Origin of the sequence: Bradyrhizobium sp. (genome assembly GCF_035309285.1) — a bacterium.
Taxonomy (GTDB): Bacteria; Pseudomonadota; Alphaproteobacteria; order Rhizobiales; family Xanthobacteraceae; genus Bradyrhizobium.
In genome coordinates this window covers 81,929-98,220 of sequence record NZ_DATGFH010000093.1, presented here as the reverse complement: position 1 = coordinate 98,220, position 16,292 = coordinate 81,929, and the positions used below count along the sequence as shown (strand labels likewise).

The 16,292-nt window shown below is 63.7% G+C and carries 23 protein-coding genes and 1 other RNA gene; 18 read left to right on the top strand and 6 right to left on the bottom strand.

Annotation, left to right across the window (positions count from 1 at the left end; translation table 11 throughout):
• Window positions 1–31: 31 nt before the first annotated feature.
• Complete coding sequence (locus VKR55_RS18300) at window positions 32–247, bottom strand: hypothetical protein (RefSeq protein WP_324405417.1); 216 nt, start codon at window positions 245–247, stop codon at window positions 32–34.
• 211 nt (window positions 248–458) lie between these two features.
• Between VKR55_RS18300 and VKR55_RS18295 the strand changes: the two genes are divergently transcribed.
• The 5 genes from VKR55_RS18295 to VKR55_RS18275 all read left to right on the top strand — a co-directional run bounded on the left by VKR55_RS18295 (window position 459) and on the right by VKR55_RS18275 (window position 3,829).
• Window positions 459–767 (top strand): hypothetical protein, encoded by a 309-nt coding sequence (locus VKR55_RS18295; protein ID WP_324405415.1) that lies wholly within the window; start codon window positions 459–461, stop codon window positions 765–767.
• 718 nt (window positions 768–1,485) lie between these two features.
• Window positions 1,486–1,791: a hypothetical protein gene (locus VKR55_RS18290; protein ID WP_324405414.1), complete on the top strand. Its 306-nt coding sequence runs from the start codon at window positions 1,486–1,488 to the stop codon at window positions 1,789–1,791.
• 356 nt (window positions 1,792–2,147) lie between these two features.
• A non-coding RNA gene (gene ssrS / locus VKR55_RS18285) (6S RNA) lies at window positions 2,148–2,308 on the top strand.
• Between the two features lie 115 nt (window positions 2,309–2,423).
• Window positions 2,424–3,002: a 5-formyltetrahydrofolate cyclo-ligase gene (locus VKR55_RS18280; protein WP_324405412.1), complete on the top strand. Its 579-nt coding sequence runs from the start codon at window positions 2,424–2,426 to the stop codon at window positions 3,000–3,002.
• 2 nt (window positions 3,003–3,004) lie between these two features.
• The gene (locus tag VKR55_RS18275; RefSeq protein ID WP_324405411.1) at window positions 3,005–3,829 is read left to right on the top strand and encodes a TIGR00282 family metallophosphoesterase; all 825 of its coding nucleotides are present in this window, start codon (window positions 3,005–3,007) and stop codon (window positions 3,827–3,829) included.
• A gap of 102 nt (window positions 3,830–3,931) precedes the next feature.
• Here the strand turns inward: VKR55_RS18275 and VKR55_RS18270 are convergent, their stop codons facing one another.
• Together VKR55_RS18270 and VKR55_RS18265 are read right to left on the bottom strand one after the other, a co-directional pair.
• On the bottom strand, window positions 3,932–5,353 hold the full coding sequence (locus VKR55_RS18270) for a methyl-accepting chemotaxis protein (protein ID WP_324405410.1): 1,422 nt from the start codon (window positions 5,351–5,353) through the stop codon (window positions 3,932–3,934).
• Window positions 5,350–5,589, bottom strand: a complete 240-nt coding sequence (locus VKR55_RS18265; RefSeq protein WP_324405517.1) for a hypothetical protein — start codon at window positions 5,587–5,589, stop codon at window positions 5,350–5,352. The genes VKR55_RS18270 and VKR55_RS18265 overlap by 4 nt, the downstream gene beginning before the upstream one ends.
• Before the next feature lie 205 nt (window positions 5,590–5,794).
• Here VKR55_RS18265 and VKR55_RS18260 point away from each other — a divergent pair, with 205 nt between their 5' ends.
• The 10 genes from VKR55_RS18260 to VKR55_RS18215 all read left to right on the top strand — a co-directional run bounded on the left by VKR55_RS18260 (window position 5,795) and on the right by VKR55_RS18215 (window position 12,042).
• Window positions 5,795–6,541 (top strand): YebC/PmpR family DNA-binding transcriptional regulator, encoded by a 747-nt coding sequence (locus VKR55_RS18260; protein ID WP_324405408.1) that lies wholly within the window; start codon window positions 5,795–5,797, stop codon window positions 6,539–6,541.
• 63 nt (window positions 6,542–6,604) lie between these two features.
• The gene (ruvC, locus tag VKR55_RS18255) at window positions 6,605–7,132 is read left to right on the top strand and encodes a crossover junction endodeoxyribonuclease RuvC (RefSeq protein ID WP_324405406.1); all 528 of its coding nucleotides are present in this window, start codon (window positions 6,605–6,607) and stop codon (window positions 7,130–7,132) included.
• Window positions 7,129–7,746 carry a Holliday junction branch migration protein RuvA gene (gene ruvA / locus VKR55_RS18250; RefSeq protein ID WP_324405405.1) on the top strand — a complete coding sequence of 206 codons (618 nt, stop codon included), beginning with the start codon at window positions 7,129–7,131 and terminating at the stop codon, window positions 7,744–7,746. The genes ruvC and ruvA overlap by 4 nt, the downstream gene beginning before the upstream one ends.
• Before the next feature lie 47 nt (window positions 7,747–7,793).
• On the top strand, window positions 7,794–8,213 hold the full coding sequence (locus VKR55_RS18245; RefSeq protein WP_324405404.1) for a cytidine deaminase: 420 nt from the start codon (window positions 7,794–7,796) through the stop codon (window positions 8,211–8,213).
• Entirely contained in the window at window positions 8,210–9,256 is a 1,047-nt protein-coding gene (gene ruvB / locus VKR55_RS18240) for a Holliday junction branch migration DNA helicase RuvB (RefSeq protein ID WP_324405403.1), read from the top strand. The genes VKR55_RS18245 and ruvB overlap by 4 nt, the downstream gene beginning before the upstream one ends.
• Window positions 9,257–9,352: 96 nt before the next feature.
• A complete protein-coding gene (locus VKR55_RS18235) occupies window positions 9,353–10,270 on the top strand; it encodes a metallophosphoesterase (RefSeq protein WP_324405402.1) in 918 nt (305 codons plus the stop codon).
• Between the two features lie 74 nt (window positions 10,271–10,344).
• Window positions 10,345–10,539: a type II toxin-antitoxin system VapB family antitoxin gene (locus VKR55_RS18230; protein ID WP_324405401.1), complete on the top strand. Its 195-nt coding sequence runs from the start codon at window positions 10,345–10,347 to the stop codon at window positions 10,537–10,539.
• Window positions 10,536–10,904: a type II toxin-antitoxin system VapC family toxin gene (locus tag VKR55_RS18225; RefSeq protein ID WP_324405398.1), complete on the top strand. Its 369-nt coding sequence runs from the start codon at window positions 10,536–10,538 to the stop codon at window positions 10,902–10,904. Before VKR55_RS18230 ends, VKR55_RS18225 begins: the two co-directional genes overlap by 4 nt.
• Window positions 10,905–11,090: 186 nt before the next feature.
• Entirely contained in the window at window positions 11,091–11,492 is a 402-nt protein-coding gene (gene ybgC, locus VKR55_RS18220) for a tol-pal system-associated acyl-CoA thioesterase (RefSeq protein WP_414642394.1), read from the top strand.
• Window positions 11,493–11,574: 82 nt separating this feature from the next.
• Complete coding sequence (locus VKR55_RS18215) at window positions 11,575–12,042, top strand: nuclear transport factor 2 family protein (protein ID WP_324405393.1); 468 nt, start codon at window positions 11,575–11,577, stop codon at window positions 12,040–12,042.
• On the opposite strand, the gene VKR55_RS18210 is transcribed toward VKR55_RS18215, so the two are convergent.
• Window positions 12,039–12,752 (bottom strand): type 1 glutamine amidotransferase, encoded by a 714-nt coding sequence (locus tag VKR55_RS18210; protein WP_324405392.1) that lies wholly within the window; start codon window positions 12,750–12,752, stop codon window positions 12,039–12,041. The two genes, VKR55_RS18215 and VKR55_RS18210, sit on opposite strands and share 4 nt — an antisense overlap.
• A 127-nt stretch (window positions 12,753–12,879) precedes the next feature.
• Complete coding sequence (locus tag VKR55_RS18205) at window positions 12,880–13,524, bottom strand: glutathione binding-like protein (protein WP_324405391.1); 645 nt, start codon at window positions 13,522–13,524, stop codon at window positions 12,880–12,882.
• Window positions 13,525–13,623: 99 nt separating this feature from the next.
• Between VKR55_RS18205 and VKR55_RS18200 the strand changes: the two genes are divergently transcribed.
• Window positions 13,624–14,289 (top strand): TetR/AcrR family transcriptional regulator, encoded by a 666-nt coding sequence (locus tag VKR55_RS18200; RefSeq protein ID WP_324405390.1) that lies wholly within the window; start codon window positions 13,624–13,626, stop codon window positions 14,287–14,289.
• A 126-nt stretch (window positions 14,290–14,415) separates the two neighbouring features.
• Entirely contained in the window at window positions 14,416–14,844 is a 429-nt protein-coding gene (locus tag VKR55_RS18195; RefSeq protein WP_324405509.1) for a DUF1801 domain-containing protein, read from the top strand.
• A gap of 48 nt (window positions 14,845–14,892) precedes the next feature.
• Here VKR55_RS18195 and VKR55_RS18190 read toward each other — a convergent pair whose 3' ends face one another.
• On the bottom strand, window positions 14,893–15,858 hold the full coding sequence (locus tag VKR55_RS18190) for a 2-hydroxyacid dehydrogenase (protein WP_324405389.1): 966 nt from the start codon (window positions 15,856–15,858) through the stop codon (window positions 14,893–14,895).
• A gap of 93 nt (window positions 15,859–15,951) precedes the next feature.
• Here VKR55_RS18190 and VKR55_RS18185 point away from each other — a divergent pair, with 93 nt between their 5' ends.
• The gene (locus VKR55_RS18185) at window positions 15,952–16,254 is read left to right on the top strand and encodes a hypothetical protein (RefSeq protein ID WP_324405388.1); all 303 of its coding nucleotides are present in this window, start codon (window positions 15,952–15,954) and stop codon (window positions 16,252–16,254) included.
• The last annotated feature ends 38 nt before the right edge of the window (window positions 16,255–16,292 follow it).

Below are 16,292 nucleotides of genomic sequence, written 5' to 3'. Positions count from 1 at the left end.
ACGAACGCTGCGCAGGCAGGGGTGCAACCCCTCACGCCATCGCCGCCAGATACACCACGTTCCGCGCGCGCCAGTTGATCCGCGCCATCACGGCCTCGACGAGCGGCCGCACTGGATCGAACATTGCTGCGACGATGCGCGGCGCTTTGCGGCCTTCGATATATGGCCCATGCAGCACGTCCATTTCGTGCTCGTACACCAGCACGCCGACCGCCGTTGCTGCGAAAACGAATCCAAAAATCCCCAAGACTTCGATCCCCAAGACGTCCATATGAGCCCCCCAGCTCGTTTGTGCTTATGCGCCCAACCATACCGCTAAAATTTTAAGGTCCGCCTCGCCCGAAACCGCGCATTCGAAGGATCGCGGTAACGATTTGCTAACCATCCGGACCAAGATCGGGCTTGACTATTTGTTCACGGTTTGTACTTATGGTCCCATTCCTCTTCAGGAGGCTTTGATGGACAACCGGCTGAACCAAATTCGTAAGGAGATGAACGTCTTGCGCGCGGACATGCTGCGCGCCGAGGGCGTGATCCGTCACCAGGTCAATCACGACCAGGACTGCACGCAGGCCGCGCTCCGCCTGATGGCGATGCGCGCCAGGATGAGCGCGCTGGTGCGCGAGTGGCAGCTTCTCGGCGGCATTGCGCATCTGCCCACCATCGAGGAGCGGCTCAAGGGACGGCGCGGGGCAAAGCCCGGTGGGCGCGCCGTGCGATTGCCGACGCTTGAGAAGCGACGGCTTGCGCCGCGCGCTGCGTCATAGCGTCACAAGCGATCTGCGCCGGGCGATTGAGGCCATGGCATTGCGCCCGCTCGATCGTGTCGGGGTGCCGCTTTGAGACGATGCTTGTTGTAAAATCCCGCTTTTTCGGCGTCTTATGCAACTTAACGAGAGCAGCGGGTCTATTGTCCAGCACGTTGATTTATGTAATCGCGCCGATGCCGCGCGCGGCGTATGCTTCCTCCAGTACCATAGGATCCTTTTAGACAATTGCCGGTGATGAGAACGCCAGGTTGCGCTCCCGCTCACTCGACCATCAGGAGCGTGTCATGCACAGGCGACGAGTCAAGCAGACTGTACCGTTGGAAGAGAGGCTTCGCGTTCAGGCGCAAGCGGACCGTGAACGCGCCGAGGCGCTGCCGCCGTGCCGGGAGCGCGACGAACTTTTGTTGAGAGCAAGACACGCCGAGACCACATCTCATCTCACGGAGTGGCTCAACTCGTCCGGCCTGCGGCCGCCGAAATAAAACGTGAGATAACAGGATGGGTTAGCGAAAGCATAACCCGCCGATTTCCTGGCGACAAAACAGTGGGTTATGCCGCAGCCTATGATCGGGACGCGCCTTGCGCGGACCCCTTGGGCTATCCCACCCTCCGAACTCAACGAACGAGGAACGGAACGGTTGTTCCCCGGGTTGGCTCCGATTGGCGAGGCGCCGGCAAGACGATGGCCGACTTTCGCAGATGGAGGAGAGAGCTCATGATGACCGTTCGCAAATTCGCGGTTGCAGGCACCGTCCTGATGTTCAGCCTCAGTGCGGCCTCTGCGGGTCCCTGCAGCACCAATACGGCGAGCAGGGACGCAGGAGCCGGAAACGTTCCCGGCTATGCCGGGCAAACCACCGGCAAGGCGCCGGACAAGCAGCATCCGCCGACCGCCTCGATGAACAAGGCCGTCGGTAACACCGCAACGTCCTCGCAGGACACCCAGCGCCAGATGCAGGGACAACCGACCGCCGCGGAGCAGGCGAAGAATCCCTCTGCCAAATCCAATCAGGGCTGCTGAGACTTTAAGAAGCGCCTCACCATCGCACGCGCGACAGACTCTCGTCATTCCGTAGCGCGCCGGCGCGCGGCCCGACGACAGGCACCGCGACGACGTGTGTCCGCCGTAGCAGCGAAGGCGGAAGCAACCCAGACTATCTCCGCGGACGCAGTACGGATCGCCGCGCTTCGCTCGCAATGACGGGAGAGATCGGCTATTTGAAATTCGAATCCGAGATTAGCCCGGATGAGCCGCCCGTCCGCCGTAGATCGGAGAGCGCCATGCGGGCTACGAGTTACCCGCATCCGGCGCATGAGAGCGGGGACTACCCGCCCCGCCGCTGGCGGTCCGCCCGCATCATTGCTACATTGCGTTCTGCGAGGCTGCGCCGCGCGTCAGGAGCCATATATCCCCGGGGCCTTATCGATCCTTTAGGGAACTGTCCCTGGCCGGGTCCGTGGACCCGGACATATGGTGCCCACCTACTTTCGTAGGGAACTCCGGGATCGAGTGCTTCAACGGCGTTCGCGGCTTCGCACTTTGCCTTGCTTGTTGTCCGCGTCAGTCCAGTACACCGCTCGGCCGAGCGGTTCACCCCGGTTCTGGAAAATGGCATCGCCCGCCGCGTGCGGGCGGCAGGAGACATACGGCGCATGTCAGCAATCCCGTCGAAAGCCGAGCTGCGCAGCGCAGCGCTCGCCAAGCGCGAGAAGCTGAGCGAGAAGCAGCGCAATGCCGCGGCGAACGCGCTCGCCAAACGCGGCCTGCCGTTCGCGATTACCGAAGGCCTCATCATCTCCGGCTATTCGCCGATCCGAAACGAGATCGATCCCTTGCCGTTGATGGAGAAGCTTGCGAAACAGGGCGCGCGGCTTGCGCTGCCGACGGTGACCGCGCGCGGCAAATCGCTGATCTTCCGCAGCTACAACGTCGGCGACCGGCTTACGCTCGGCATGCTCGGCATTCCCGAGCCGTCGCCGGCGGCAGCCGAAATGTTGCCCGACATCATGCTGGTGCCGCTCGCCGCCTTCGATGCCGCCGGCCATCGCATCGGCTACGGCGCCGGCCATTACGACTACACCTTTGCGCACCTGAGAAGGCACAAGCCCATCATCGGCGTCGGGCTTGCCTTCGCGGCGCAGGAAATCGCTTCCGTTCCGGCCTTGTCGCACGACGTGCCGCTCGATTATGTGCTAACGGAAAAGCGGGTGTTCGATTTCCGGAGCGGTTAGCGTTGCGAATTCTGTTTGTCGGTGACGTCGTGGGCAGGGCGGGGCGCGCTGCGGTGAACGAGCATCTGCCCGGCCTTATCCGGGGCTGGTCGCTCGATCTCGTCGTCGTCAACGGCGAGAATTCCGCCGGCGGCTTCGGCATCACGGAGACGATCTATCAGGAGCTGATCGACGCCGGCGCCGATGCCATCACGCTCGGCAACCATGCCTGGGATCAGCGCGAGGCGCTGGTCTTCATCGAACGCGCGCCGCGGCTGGTGCGGCCCGCGAATTTCCCGAAGGGGACGCCGGGGCGGGGCGCGGCGTTGATCGAGACCAAGACCGGCAAGCGCGCGCTCGTCGTCAACGCCATGGGCCGCGTCTTCATGACGCCGTTCGACGATCCCTTCGCCACCGTTGCGCGCGAGCTCGAGGCCTGTCCGTTGCATGTGGCGTGCGACGCGATCGTGGTCGATTTTCATTGCGAGGCGACCAGCGAAAAACAAGGCATCGGCTTTTTCTGCGACGGCCGCGCGAGCCTCGTCGTCGGCACCCACACCCATGTGCCGACCGCCGATCACCAGATCCTCTCCGGCGGCACCGCCTACATGACCGATGCCGGCATGACCGGCGATTACGACTCCATCATCGGCATGCAGAAGGAGGAGCCGCTGCGCCGCTTCACGTCGGGTATCCCCTCGAGCCGCTTCGAGCCGGCGATGGGCGCTGCGACGCTGAGCGGGGTCGCGGTCGAGACCGATGATGCGACGGGGCTCGCTCGCAAGATCGCGCCCGTGCGCATCGGCGGCCGGCTGGAGCCCGCACTGCCGGGATTTTGGGGGGCCTAGCCGTCATTCCGGGGCGCGCGAAGCGCGAACCCGGAATCTGGAAATTGCGGAGCGAGATTCCGGGCTCGCTCGCTGATGCGAGCGCCCCGGAATGACGAAGGATCACTTCTCCCTGAATCCCATCCGGAACGCGCCCCAGTGGCGGCCGCGGATGAAGATCGGCGAGGACAAATCCTTCATCAGCACGAAATTGCCGCCGCCCATGTCGCGCCGGTAGGTCTGCACCAGAAACGGCTTGGTGTTGGCCGCGACCTTCTTCACCGCGCGGTCGTTAAACAGCCGGCGGTTGCGGCAGTTGGCACTGTTCCACACCGGGTCCTTGCCCTGCGGCTTGCGGTAGTTCGGATTGTGCGTCGGCAGATAGCCGCCCTTGGCCCAGGCCACGCAGAACACGATGCGCGGATCGGACTTCTGGATCGGATCCTGGATGGCGGGGAGCACGCGATCGGTGAACTCCACGTAGTTCGTCATATATTGCTTGGGACTGGTGCCGGGGATCTCGCGGTAGTTCTCGTCCATCAACTGATCGAGCCGGATTTCGCCGCGGTCGATCGCCGCCTCAAACGTCTGCGAGATGCGCCTGGCGGTCTCGACCACGACGCGGATCAGCGGCGCGTCGGAGGTCTCCACGCCGGAGTCGGCGATCATCGCGATCAGACCCTCGGATGTTTCAAGCAGCTTGGCGACGCGCTCGTCGGCATGCTTGAGATCGCTCGAGGACAGATCGACGCCCTTGGCGAGGTTGGTGAGCTCCTCGATCACCTCGTCGCAATGGGCGAGGTTGGAGGTCGCGGCCTTCGCTACGCCGTCGATCTCGTGGCCGACCCTGGCAAAGCCGTCCTGCACGCGGCTGATGATGCCCTGGATTTGCGCAGCACCTTCGCCGGCATTCTTGGCGCGCACGGATGCCTCTCCGCTCTCGCCGATGAGCGAGCCGAGCTGGCCGTCGAGGCCGCGCACGGTGTCGCCGATCTGCTTTGTCGCCTGCCGCGTCGCTTCCGCGAGGTTCTTCACTTCGGCTGCGACCACCGCAAAGCCGCGGCCCGCATTGCCGGCGCGCGCGGCCTCGATGGTGGCGTTGAGCGCGAGCAGGTTGGTCTGCTTGGCGATCGCTTCGATCGACGTCGACACCTGCGCGACCTGCGACAGCGCGGACGAGACCGCGCCGAGCCGGCTTTCGATGCGGCCGACCGCTTCGATGAGTTGCGCGATGTGGCCGACTGCGGTCTCCACCGCGGTGCGCGACTGGGTGATCTCCTCGACGGCCGCCGAAGACGCCGTCTGCACCGCTTTCGAGGCGCCGGCGATGTCGTGGTTGGCGGAGACCATGGTCTCCGCCGTCTTCTGCAGATGGCCGAACCGCTCCGACTGCGCCGTGACGCGTTGCGCCACCTCCTGCACATTGCCGGCGACGTCGGCGAGCTCGACGCCGAGGCCGCCGATGCGGTTGGAGAGTTGATCGACGAGCCGCTCGCTCGCCGAGGGGGCGGAATTCAATTTGGAAGCTTCGAGAGTCATCGTCATAGTTTATACGCCGTGCGGAACCCACCCCAAGGCCGGCCGCGCACGCGGATCGGCACATTGGTTTCGCGCATCATCACGGTGTTGCCGCCGCCGATGTCGCGCGCATAGCTCTGGATCAGATAGGAACGCTGATTCTGCCCGGCCGCAAGGCCGGCCGATGCCTGCTGGGGCGCCTTTGCTTCGGGAACAAGCGCAGCCGGCTCCGGCACTCGATTTCTGAATAAGCCGAACGCCATGATGTCTCTAACGGGCAAGCGGGAGTTGCGAACGTTATCCTTGCACTTAGCTGTGAAGTGAGGGTTAACGATTGCCTCATATTCCGGTAGGCGGCAGTACCGGTTTATATTCCGGGGGTGCCCAAATCTTTGATTTTGGCGGCCCTTGAGCCTATAAGGCCGCGCTTTTCGCCCTACATCATCGATTCCCTAACGAGATACCTGCATGGCCGGCCATTCCCAATTCAAGAACATCATGCACCGCAAGGGCCGGCAGGATGCCCAGAAGTCGAAGCTGTTCGGCAAGCTGGCCCGGGAAATTACGGTCTCGGCGAAGCTGGGAACCCCGGATCCCGCCATGAACCCGCGGCTGCGGGCCGCCGTGGTCGCGGCGCGCCAGGAGAACATGCCGAAGGACAATATCGAGCGCGCCATCAAAAAGGCGATCGGCGGCGAGGGCGAAAACTACGACGAAATCCGTTACGAGGGCTATGGCCCGGGCGGGGTCGCCGTGATCATCGAGGCGCTGACCGATAACCGCAACCGCGCTGCCTCCGACATCCGCTCCTACTTCACCAAAGCGGGCGGCAATCTGGGAGAAACCGGTTCGGTGTCTTTTATGTTCGATCGCACCGGCATCATCGAATACGACCGCAGCGTCGCCTCCGACGACGCCATGCTCGACGCTGCGATCGAGGCCGGCGCCGACGACGTGATCTCCGGCGAGAGCGGTCACGAGATCTATGCCTCGCAGGAGGGCTTCCGCGAGGTGGCGAAGGCGCTGGAAGCGAAATTCGGCGAGCCGCGCAAAGCTGCCCTGACCTGGAAGCCGCAGACCACGGTCGCCGTCGACGACGACACCGGCGAGAAGCTGCTGAAACTGATCGACCTGCTCAACGAGCACGACGACGTGCAGAACGTGTTCGCCAATTTCGAGGTGTCGGACGCACTGATGGCGAAGATGGTCGGCTGACGAGCTGGGGTAAAGCGTTCTGTTTCTGTTTCGCCCATAGCGCCGAGCCGCTATCACTGTGGCATGGCACCGCAAGCGATTCGCGCCCCCCTTCGCATCCTCGGCATTGATCCGGGGCTCCGCCGCACTGGTTGGGGCGTGATCGAGAGCGACGGCAACCGCCTTTCCTTTATCGGTTGTGGCTCGGTCGAGCCGCCGGATGGCCTGCCGCTCGCAAGCCGGCTATTGGCCATTCATGACGGCCTTGCTGCCGTGCTGCGCGATTTCAAGCCGGCGGAAGCCGCCGTCGAGCAGACCTTCGTCAACAAGGACGGGGTCGCCACGCTGAAGCTCGGGCAGGCGCGCGGCGTTGCCATGCTGGCGCCCGCAATGTTCGGCATCGCAGTGTCCGAATATGCGCCGAACCAGGTGAAGAAAACCGTGGTCGGCGCGGGCCATGCCCAAAAGAGCCAGATTGCGGTGATGCTGAAGATCCTTCTTCCCAAAGCTGAGCCGGCTTCCGCCGACGCGGCGGACGCGCTCGCGATTGCGATCACGCACGCGCATCATCGCGGTAGCGCGACGCTGCGACTGAAGGCGGTCGGCCTATGATCGGCAAGCTCAAGGGCCTGATCGATTCCTATGGCGAGGATTTTGTCATCCTTGACGTTGGCGGCGTCGGTTATCAGGTGCATTGCTCGGCGCGCACGCTGCAGGCCCTGCCCTCACCGGGCGGGGCTGCGGTGCTCTCGATCGAGACCTATGTGCGCGAAGATCAGATAAAACTGTTCGGCTTCAAGAGCGACATCGAGCGCGAATGGTTTCGCCTGTTGCAGACGGTGCAGGGCGTCGGCGCCAAGGTGGCCCTCGCAGTGCTCGGCACGCTGCCGCCGGCCGAGCTCGCGAACGCCATCGCGCTGCGCGACAAGGCCACGGTGTCGCGCACGCCGGGCGTCGGCCCGAAGGTTGCCGAGCGCATTGTCACGGAATTGAAAGACAAGGCGCCCGCTTTCGCCAACGTCGATCCGGCCGTGGTCAACCTCTCCGGCGCGATCGACGATCAGCGCGCGCCACGCCCGGTGACCGACGCCATTTCGGCTCTGGTCAATCTCGGCTATGGCCAGCCCCAAGCGGCAGCCGCGATCGCCTCTGCCTCGCGCAGCGCCGGCGAACATGCCGAGACAGCACAATTAATCCGGCTGGGCCTGAAGGAATTGTCGAAATAGACTATATCCGTCGTACTACCGATCGACGAAAGAATGCACTCCCCAGCATGCTGAGCAAGAAAGACAAGGAACTGATCGCAGCCGCCACCCATGCGATCAGCGAGCGTTATCGCAACGACTGGCAGGAAGTCGGCGCTGCCTTGCGCACCCGCGACGGCCGCATCGTCACCGGCGTGAACATCGACGCCTATATCGGCCGCATTGCGGTCTGTGCGGAGGCGATCGCCATCGGCCGGGCCATCACCGAGACCGGCGATCATGGTATCGAGACCATCGTTGCTGTGCGCCATCCCAAGCCCGGCGAGCCTGGCAAGATCGCGGTGGTCTCTCCCTGTGGCATCTGCCGCGAGCTGATCCACGATTATGACGCCAAGGCGCGCGTCATCGTTCCCAACCACGGCAAGGAGCCGAAGGTCGCCAGGATCGGCGAACTCTTGCCGAACAAATACAAGCGGGGCAACGAGTGAACACACCCTCGCGCATCGTCACGCCCGAGAGGCGGAACGAGGACACCGGCGACACCGCGCTGCGTCCGCAGATGCTGTCGGAGTTCGTCGGCCAGGCGCAAGCGCGCGCGAACCTCTCTGTGTTCATCGAGGCGGCGCGCAAGCGCGGCGAGGCGCTCGACCACGTGCTGTTCGTCGGTCCTCCGGGTCTCGGCAAGACCACGCTCGCGCAAATCGTGGCGCGCGAGCTCGGCGTCGGTTTTCGCGCGACGTCCGGGCCTGTGATCGCCAAGGCCGGCGATCTCGCCGCCCTCCTCACCAATCTCGAAGAGCGCGATGTGCTGTTCATCGACGAGATCCATCGCCTCAGTCCCGCGGTTGAGGAGGTGCTCTATCCTGCGATGGAGGATTTCCAGCTCGACCTCATCATCGGGGAAGGACCTGCGGCGCGCTCGGTCAAGATCGAGCTGGCAAAATTCACGCTCGTCGGCGCCACCACGCGCGCGGGCCTCCTCACCAATCCGCTGCGCGATCGCTTCGGCATTCCGGTGCGGCTTAATTTCTACACCGAGGAGGAACTCGAGAAGATCGTGAGTCGCGGCGCTCGCGTGCTCAAGATCGGCATGACGGAAGATGGCGCCAACGAGATCGCCCGCCGCGCCCGCGGCACGCCGCGCATTGCGGGGCGACTGCTTCGCCGCGTGCGCGATTTTGCTTCCGCGGCAAATGCCGAACAGATCGACCGCAGGATCGCCGATCACGCGCTGAGCGCGCTCGAAGTCGATGCCGCCGGCCTCGACGCCATGGACCGGCGCTATCTCACGACGATTGCCGTGAACTATGGCGGCGGGCCGGTCGGCGTGGAGACGCTTGCCGCCGCGTTGTCGGAGCCGCGCGATGCGATCGAGGACATCATCGAGCCGTTCCTGATCCAATGCGGCTATCTGCAGCGCACGCCGCGCGGGCGCTTGCTCACCTCGCATGCCTTCCGCCATCTCGGCGTCGCGGAACCCGCGCGCGATCCCGCGCAGTTCGGTCTGTTCGGCGATGGCGAGGATGACTAAAGGTTAACGCGGCCTGCTGAAGGGCTGCACGAACGCACCCGAATTCCGCTGCAATCCAAATCCAGGAAAGACAGGCATCGTAAGCCGCCTGCCTTCATGATCTCACGTCGCAAGTTCCTGAAATTCCTCGCCGGCCTCGGCACCTTCTCCACGTCCACCGCCGCCTATGGTGTCGGCGTCGAGCCGCTCTTGCGGCTTCGCGTCGCCCGCTATCGCCTCACGCCGCCGAAATGGCCAACGGGATTTGAGCTCAAGGTCGCCGTCATTGCCGATCTTCACGCCTGCGATCCCTGGATGTCGCCTGCGCACGTCGAAACCATTGTCGAACGCACCAATGCGCTCAATGCCGATGTCATCGTCATGCTCGGCGACTACGTGGCGGGGCTCCGCTACGTGACTGAGCCAATGCCCGCGTCGGAATGGGCGTCGGTCATCGCGCAGCTAAAGGCACCGCTCGGCGTCCATGCGATCCTCGGCAACCACGACTATTGGTCCGACCCGAAGGTGCAGCGGGAAGGAACGGGCAAGACCGTCGCGCGGCGGGCGCTGGAGGCCGTGGGCATTCCCGTTTACGAAAACGACGTGACGCGTCTGACCAGGAATGGTCATGCCTTCTGGCTGGCCGGGCTTGGCGACCAGATCGCTTTCGTGCGGGCGTGGCGGCTCGGCACCCGGCGCCGGATGGGCGTCGACGACCTCGACGCGACGCTTGCGAAAGTCACCGACGATGCGCCGGTGATCCTGCTCGCGCACGAACCGGACATCGCCATGCGCGTGCCGAAGCGCGTCGCGCTGCAGCTGTCGGGTCATACTCATGGCGGCCAGGTGCGGCTGTTCGGATGGTCGCCGGTCGTGCCGTCGCGCTACGGCAATCGGCTCGCCTACGGTCACGCCAGGGTCAATTGCGACGTGATCGTCTCCGGCGGCCTCGGCTGCAGCATCATGCCGTTTCGCCTGGGTGTGCCGCCGGAAATCGTGGAAGTGACGCTGGGAGTCGGGCCGGCTTTGTCCTGAGGCACCGCACGGAGTGCGGCGGGCATGGAAATCCGCATCAAGTGGTGCTATATTTGATGCGGCGGAGATATGCCATGCGGACGACAATCACCCTCGACGATGAATTGCTGGCTCGGGCAGAGCAGTTGACCAGCTTGCACGAAAAGTCCGCTCTCATTCGGGAGGCCCTGAAAGCGCTGATCGAGCGTGAAGCCGCGCGCCGCCTTGCGCGACTGGGCGGCAGCATGCCGGATGCCAAAGCGCCGCCCCGCCGCCGCTTCAAACGATGATCCTGGTCGATACTTCGATCTGGATAGATCATCTTCGCGGTGGCGACAGGCAGTTGGCCCAACGTCTTGATCGCGGCGAAGTTGCCATGCACCCCTTCGTGGTTGGCGAGCTGTTGCTTGGAAATGTGAAGGTCACCAAAATGGTCGATGACTTGAATGCCCTGCCAAAAGTTGCTGTCGCCAGCGATGGCGAAATCTTGAAATTCATCGCCGAGCGAAAATTGCCGGGTTCAGGCATCGGATATGTCGATGCCCATCTGCTGGCGGCGACAGCGCTGACCCCGGAGACAGCGATCTGGACGCGTGACAAACGATTGCTCGCGGTGGCCCGTTCGCTATCGCTTGCTGCTGATGTCAGGGAGTAGAAGCCGCAGCGTACGTCTAAGTGGTCCCGCCGGAAATCGTGGATGGGACGTTGGGCGTGGGACCGTCGGTGTCGTAGTCCCGCTTGCGCGGGCAATAGTTTTGCGCAAAACGGTACCTGGGACAATCGGGGGCCACGAGTGACCAATCCCATCATCGACGGCGAGATCCGTGACGGCCGTCATCACATGCTGATCCGCGTCTATTACGAGGACACGGATTTCTCCGGCATCGTCTATCACGCCAACTATCTGCGCTTCATGGAGCGCGGGCGCACCAATCATCTCAGATTGATGGGCGCCGAGCAGCACGCGCTGTTCGCAGAAGCCGAGACGGAGACGCCGGGCTTTGCTTTTGTGGTGCGCTCGATGACGCTCGATTTCCTGAAACCTGCGCGGATGGACGACATGCTCGAGGTCGTGACCTGGCCACTCGCGGTGAAGGGCGCCTCCATCGTGCTGGGGCAGGAGGTGCGGCGCGGCGACGACGTGCTTGTGAAGGCCCAGGTGCGCGTCGCCTTCATCAGTGAGGGCGGGGCGCAGCCGATCCCGAAATCGATCCGCGCGCTGATGAAGGCCGATCTGATCTAGCTATCGCCCGATAGGTGATCGGCCATCGACTTGCAGTGTTGCGGCGGTAGAGTGCGTATCCCTTCAAGTCCGAGGCCCCGCCATGTCACGTCCGCCGCTGCCGCCGTTCACGAAAGAGACTGCCATTCAGAAAGCCCGCATGGCGGAAGACGCCTGGAATTCTCGCGATCCCGAGCGCGTTGCGCTCGCCTATACCGAAGACAGCCGTTGGCGCAATCGCTCGGAGTTCTTCGAAGGGCGCGCGGCGATCGTCGCCTTCCTCAAGCGCAAATGGTCCACCGAGCGCGACTATCGCCTGATCAAGGATCTCTGGGCCTTCGACGGCAACCGCATCGCAGTGCGCTTTCAGTATGAGTGGCATGATGCTGATGGCCAGTGGTATCGCTCCTACGGCAACGAGCAATGGGAGTTCGACGAGCGCGGCCTGATGCGCCGGCGCGAAGCCAGCATCAACGATGTGAGGATCGCCGGGAAGGACCGACGCTTTCATTGGCCCGCGCCCGGCCCGCGGCCGGCCGACGTGGCGGGGCTGAGCGAGAAGCCGTTCTAGGCACGTGGCCCGCGGGTCAGAAAGCGGGTGATCGCGCCGCCGAGCGCGGCATTGTCGACCGGCTCTGCGAGCGACGCCTTCGCCTGCGCAACAACGGCATCGGGCGCGTGGCCGTCGCGCAGCCCGCAGCACACATAGGCAAAGGCGGTGTCAAACTCCGGATGCGGCTGCACCGACAGCGCCGCGCCGTTGCCGTAGAGCAGTCCGGCATGTTCGGTGAAAGCGGAGGACAGGATCGTCCGCGCCCCAGGCGGCGGCTCGATCACCTGATCCTGATGGGAGGCGGCGATGGCGATTTGCTTGCCGTCGATGACACCGTTGCCAGGCGCAATGTTGTAGATGTGTCGTCCGATGCCCCAGCCCTTTTCAGACTTCCGCACGGTGCCGCCGAGGGCCTGCGCCATCAGCTGATGGCCAAAGCAGACGCCGACCGTCGGGATTTGGCTCGCATAGGCGTTGCGTACGAACTCCTCGAGCGGCGCGATCCAGTCGAGCTTGTCGTAAACGCCCGCCGCGGAGCCCGTAATGAGGACCGCCTGCAAAGTATCAGGATTCGGAAGCGGCTGGCCGTTGACGATGCTGACGATGTCGAAATCGATTGACGCATCTTCCGCGCGGATCATGCGTTCGAACATCTCGGGGAAGGAGCCGTAGCGCGTGCGGTCTCGCTTGCTGACAAGTCCTGTTTCGATGATCGTAATGCGTGACATGGAGCGTCGCGGCACTGCAAGAGCGCGCTCAGAGCTGAGCGCTGGTCTTGCCGAAGTAACATCGCGGCGGCGGCATTCCAAGATCAGCCGTCCCCGCTTTTGGCGGGGACGACCATGCGCACGGCGCTCACGCCGCCGCCTTGTGACGCGCGATCTCGGCCTTGTAGAGCTCGAACTCCTCCGCAAGCGCCTTCGCGATGCTCGGCCGTGTGCGCAGCCGCTCGTAATAGGCCTTCACGGCCGGCCATTTCGCAAGCTCCACCGGCGGCGTCGCCATGGTCCAGTTGATGACGGTGACGAGATAGGCATCCGCCACGCTGAAATGGTCGAGCAGGTATTCGCGGCCTTTCAGATAATTCTCGAGGTAGTCGAGCCGCGACAGGTTCTTCTCCAGCACGTAGCTCTTCACTTCCGGTCCCGCCTTCTTGTCCAGGAGCGGAACGAACAAACCCTTGTGCAGCTCTGTCCCGATGAAGCAAAGCCATTGGTGCAGCCGGCTGCGCTCGATGGCGGAAGTGGTGCCGAGACCGGCCTTGGGGAAGCGGTCAGCAACATATTGCAGGATCGCCGCGTTCTCCGTCAGCACGGTGCCGTTGTCAGTGCGCAGCGTCGGCACCAGGCCAAGCGGGTTCACGTGTCGGAAATCCGAGCCGTCGTTCCGCACCACCTTGGTCTTGGGATCAACCTCGAGATAGTTCGCGGCTTCGCCGGCCTCGTAGAATGCGATTCGGGTCGCCATCGAGCAGGCGAGCGGCGAGAAATAAAGGTCCATCGGGGTGCCTCCTAAAGCAGTTGCCCACGCAAAGTGAGCCGGGATTGATTTTTATACTGTCTCGCATAATATATCGACGGTCAAGGAATTATTTGCGAAATGGTACAAAAAAGTAAGAGAGCCGGTCCGCCGGAAGCCGCGGCACCCAAGATCGAGCCTGTGGCGCCCAAGCGCCGGGGCCGGCCGCGCGCCTATCAGCCCGATGTCGCGCTAGGCAAGGCGCTCGACCTGTTCCGCAAGGACGGCTTTGCGGCGACCTCACTCGATGACCTCAGCGCTGCGACCGGCATGAACCGGCCGAGCCTCTATGGCGCCTTCGGCGACAAGCGCGAGCTCTACATCAAGAGCTACCAGCGCTACCGCGATGACGCGCGCACCCGGATGATCAATCTGTTCCGCGACGAAATCCCGATCCGTAAACGGCTGGAACGCATCTACGCGGCCGCGCTCGATATCTATCTTGGTGGCGAAAGCCCCCGCGGCTGCTTCACCGTGATGACAGCGGCATCCGAAGCGGTGTTTGATCCAGAGATCCGCGCGATGGTGCTGGACGGTTTTGGCGAGCTCGACAAGGCCTTTGCGTCCTGCTTCCGAAAGGCCAGGGAGACAGGCGAGCTTGCCGAGAGCGCCGACCCGATTGTGCTGTCGCAACTCGCATCCGCCACCATCCACACCATTGCGATCCGTGCCCGCGCCGGTGTTCCGCGTCGGGAATTGGAAGCGATCGTCAAGGGCGCCATCGACGTGATGTTGCGCGCGGCCTGACGCCGCGGCGGAAAATCTCGACAGGGTAACCGTCAGACCGTACGCCACCTCTTGTCGCTTGCGTCCCGTCCAATAATGTGGTCGCCACAGGCTTGTGGTGGCTACACGAGACGGGACCAGGATCCAATGAATCCATCGGAACGGATTGACCGGATGATTGCAGAGCTTGCGGATTGGCGTGGCAAGACCATTGCCGGCATCCGCAAGCTCATCCTTGAGACCGACGGCGAGATAATCGAGGAATGGAAGTGGATGGGAACTCCGCTGTGGTCTCGCGACGGAATGATCGCCATCGCCAACGCCCACAAAGGCAAGGTGAAGGTTACGTTTGCCTATGGGGCCCATCTGCCGGATCCCGACAAGCTCTTTAATGCTGGCGAAGGCAACGCCAGACGCGCGATCGACATTCTCGAGGGCGACGAGATCAACGAGCGCGCGCTGAAGAATCTCGTCCGCGCCGCGATTGTTTACAATCACGCCAAGCTAAAGAAGAACGCGCCGAAGAAGACGGCGGCGCCCAAGCGAGCGAAGGCTGCCAGAGCAAAGACGGCATGAAGCGACAGGCGATCGCCCCGGCGGGTCGGGGCAATCGCTTTGCAGCGCCTAATACCCCCGTCCGCGGTCGACGACATTTTCGAGCGGGTCGCCCGCCTCAAAACGTTCGATCTGGCGCGCGACATAGTTGGAGATCTCGTCGGGATCGGTGTCGGCGGCATTGTGCGGCGTCAGCACGACCTTCGGGTGTGTCCAGAACGGGCTCTCCTTTGGCAACGGCTCCTCAGCGAACACATCGAGCGACGCCGCACCCAGCGTGCCGTCGTCGAGGCAGGAGAGGAGATCGGCTTCGTTCTGCAGCCCGCCGCGGCCGGCATTGATCAGAACCGGCGCGCCCATCGGGCTATCGCGATGGAGCTTTGAAAAAACCTGGCGATTGAGGACGTGGCGCGTGCCAGGCGTCAGCGGCAAAAGGCAAACCAGAATATCGGTGCGGCGCAGGAAGGCCTCAAAGCCGGCCTCGCCGTGAAAGCATTCGACGCCCTGAATCGTCCGCGCGCTGCGGCTCCAGCCCGCAACACCAAAGCCGATGCGGGCGAGCACTTCTGCCGCGTTGGCGCCAAGCACCCCCAGCCCCATGATGCCGACCGAGATCGCGCCCGCCGGCCACTGTGATTTCGGCGCCCAGCGCTTTTCGCGCTGCGACTCGCGCAAATAGAGCTCCTGCCGATGATGCATCAGCACATGCAGCACAACATATTCGGCCATGCGGCCGGTGAGGTCGTCGACGGCGACCCGCACCAGCGGCACGTCCGGCAAGGTCTTGTCGGCCATCAAGGCGTCGACGCCCGCGCCGAGATTGAAGATCGCCTTGAGATTTGCAAATCCGGCGAGCTCGCCCGGCGCCGGCTTCCAGACGGCGGCGTAGTGAACCTCGCCAGCCGCCCGTTTCGCTTCGGCCAGCGGCAGCACGCGGCGCTCGCGGCAAACCTCGTCGAATCTCGCTTTCCAGCGTTCCGGCGACCAATTGTCGGTTCCACCGTGGATCAATAGCGCCAGCGCGCCTTTGCTCATGAAATTTGCCCCAAAAGACTCAGCGTGACCTGCACCACAGTGCGGATCGGCGCAAGGGTCCAGTTTGCCGCCACCGAACACGGAGACCCTCCCATGCGCAAGCTGATCCTGATATCTGCCCTGCTTCTGGTTTCGGCGTCCGCCCAGGCCGGCGGGTCCAGCACCGATCCGACTCTTGCCGCCAATGACCCGCCCCCGGCGGCGACCACTGCTACGGCTCAGCCGCTTCCGCCGGTCGCTCACCCGGACGCCGCCAAGCCCGCGGAAACGCCGAAGCCGCAGGTTGCCGATAGCGGCAAACCCCACGCGTCCAGACGACATGTACAGGCCCGCGGCCATGAAAGCGACGAGGCCAAGGCGCGGCGGATCGCCGCCAGATACGGCATCTCCTGGTAATTCGCACGATTTTTGCGGCCGCGGTGATGCCCTTTCGC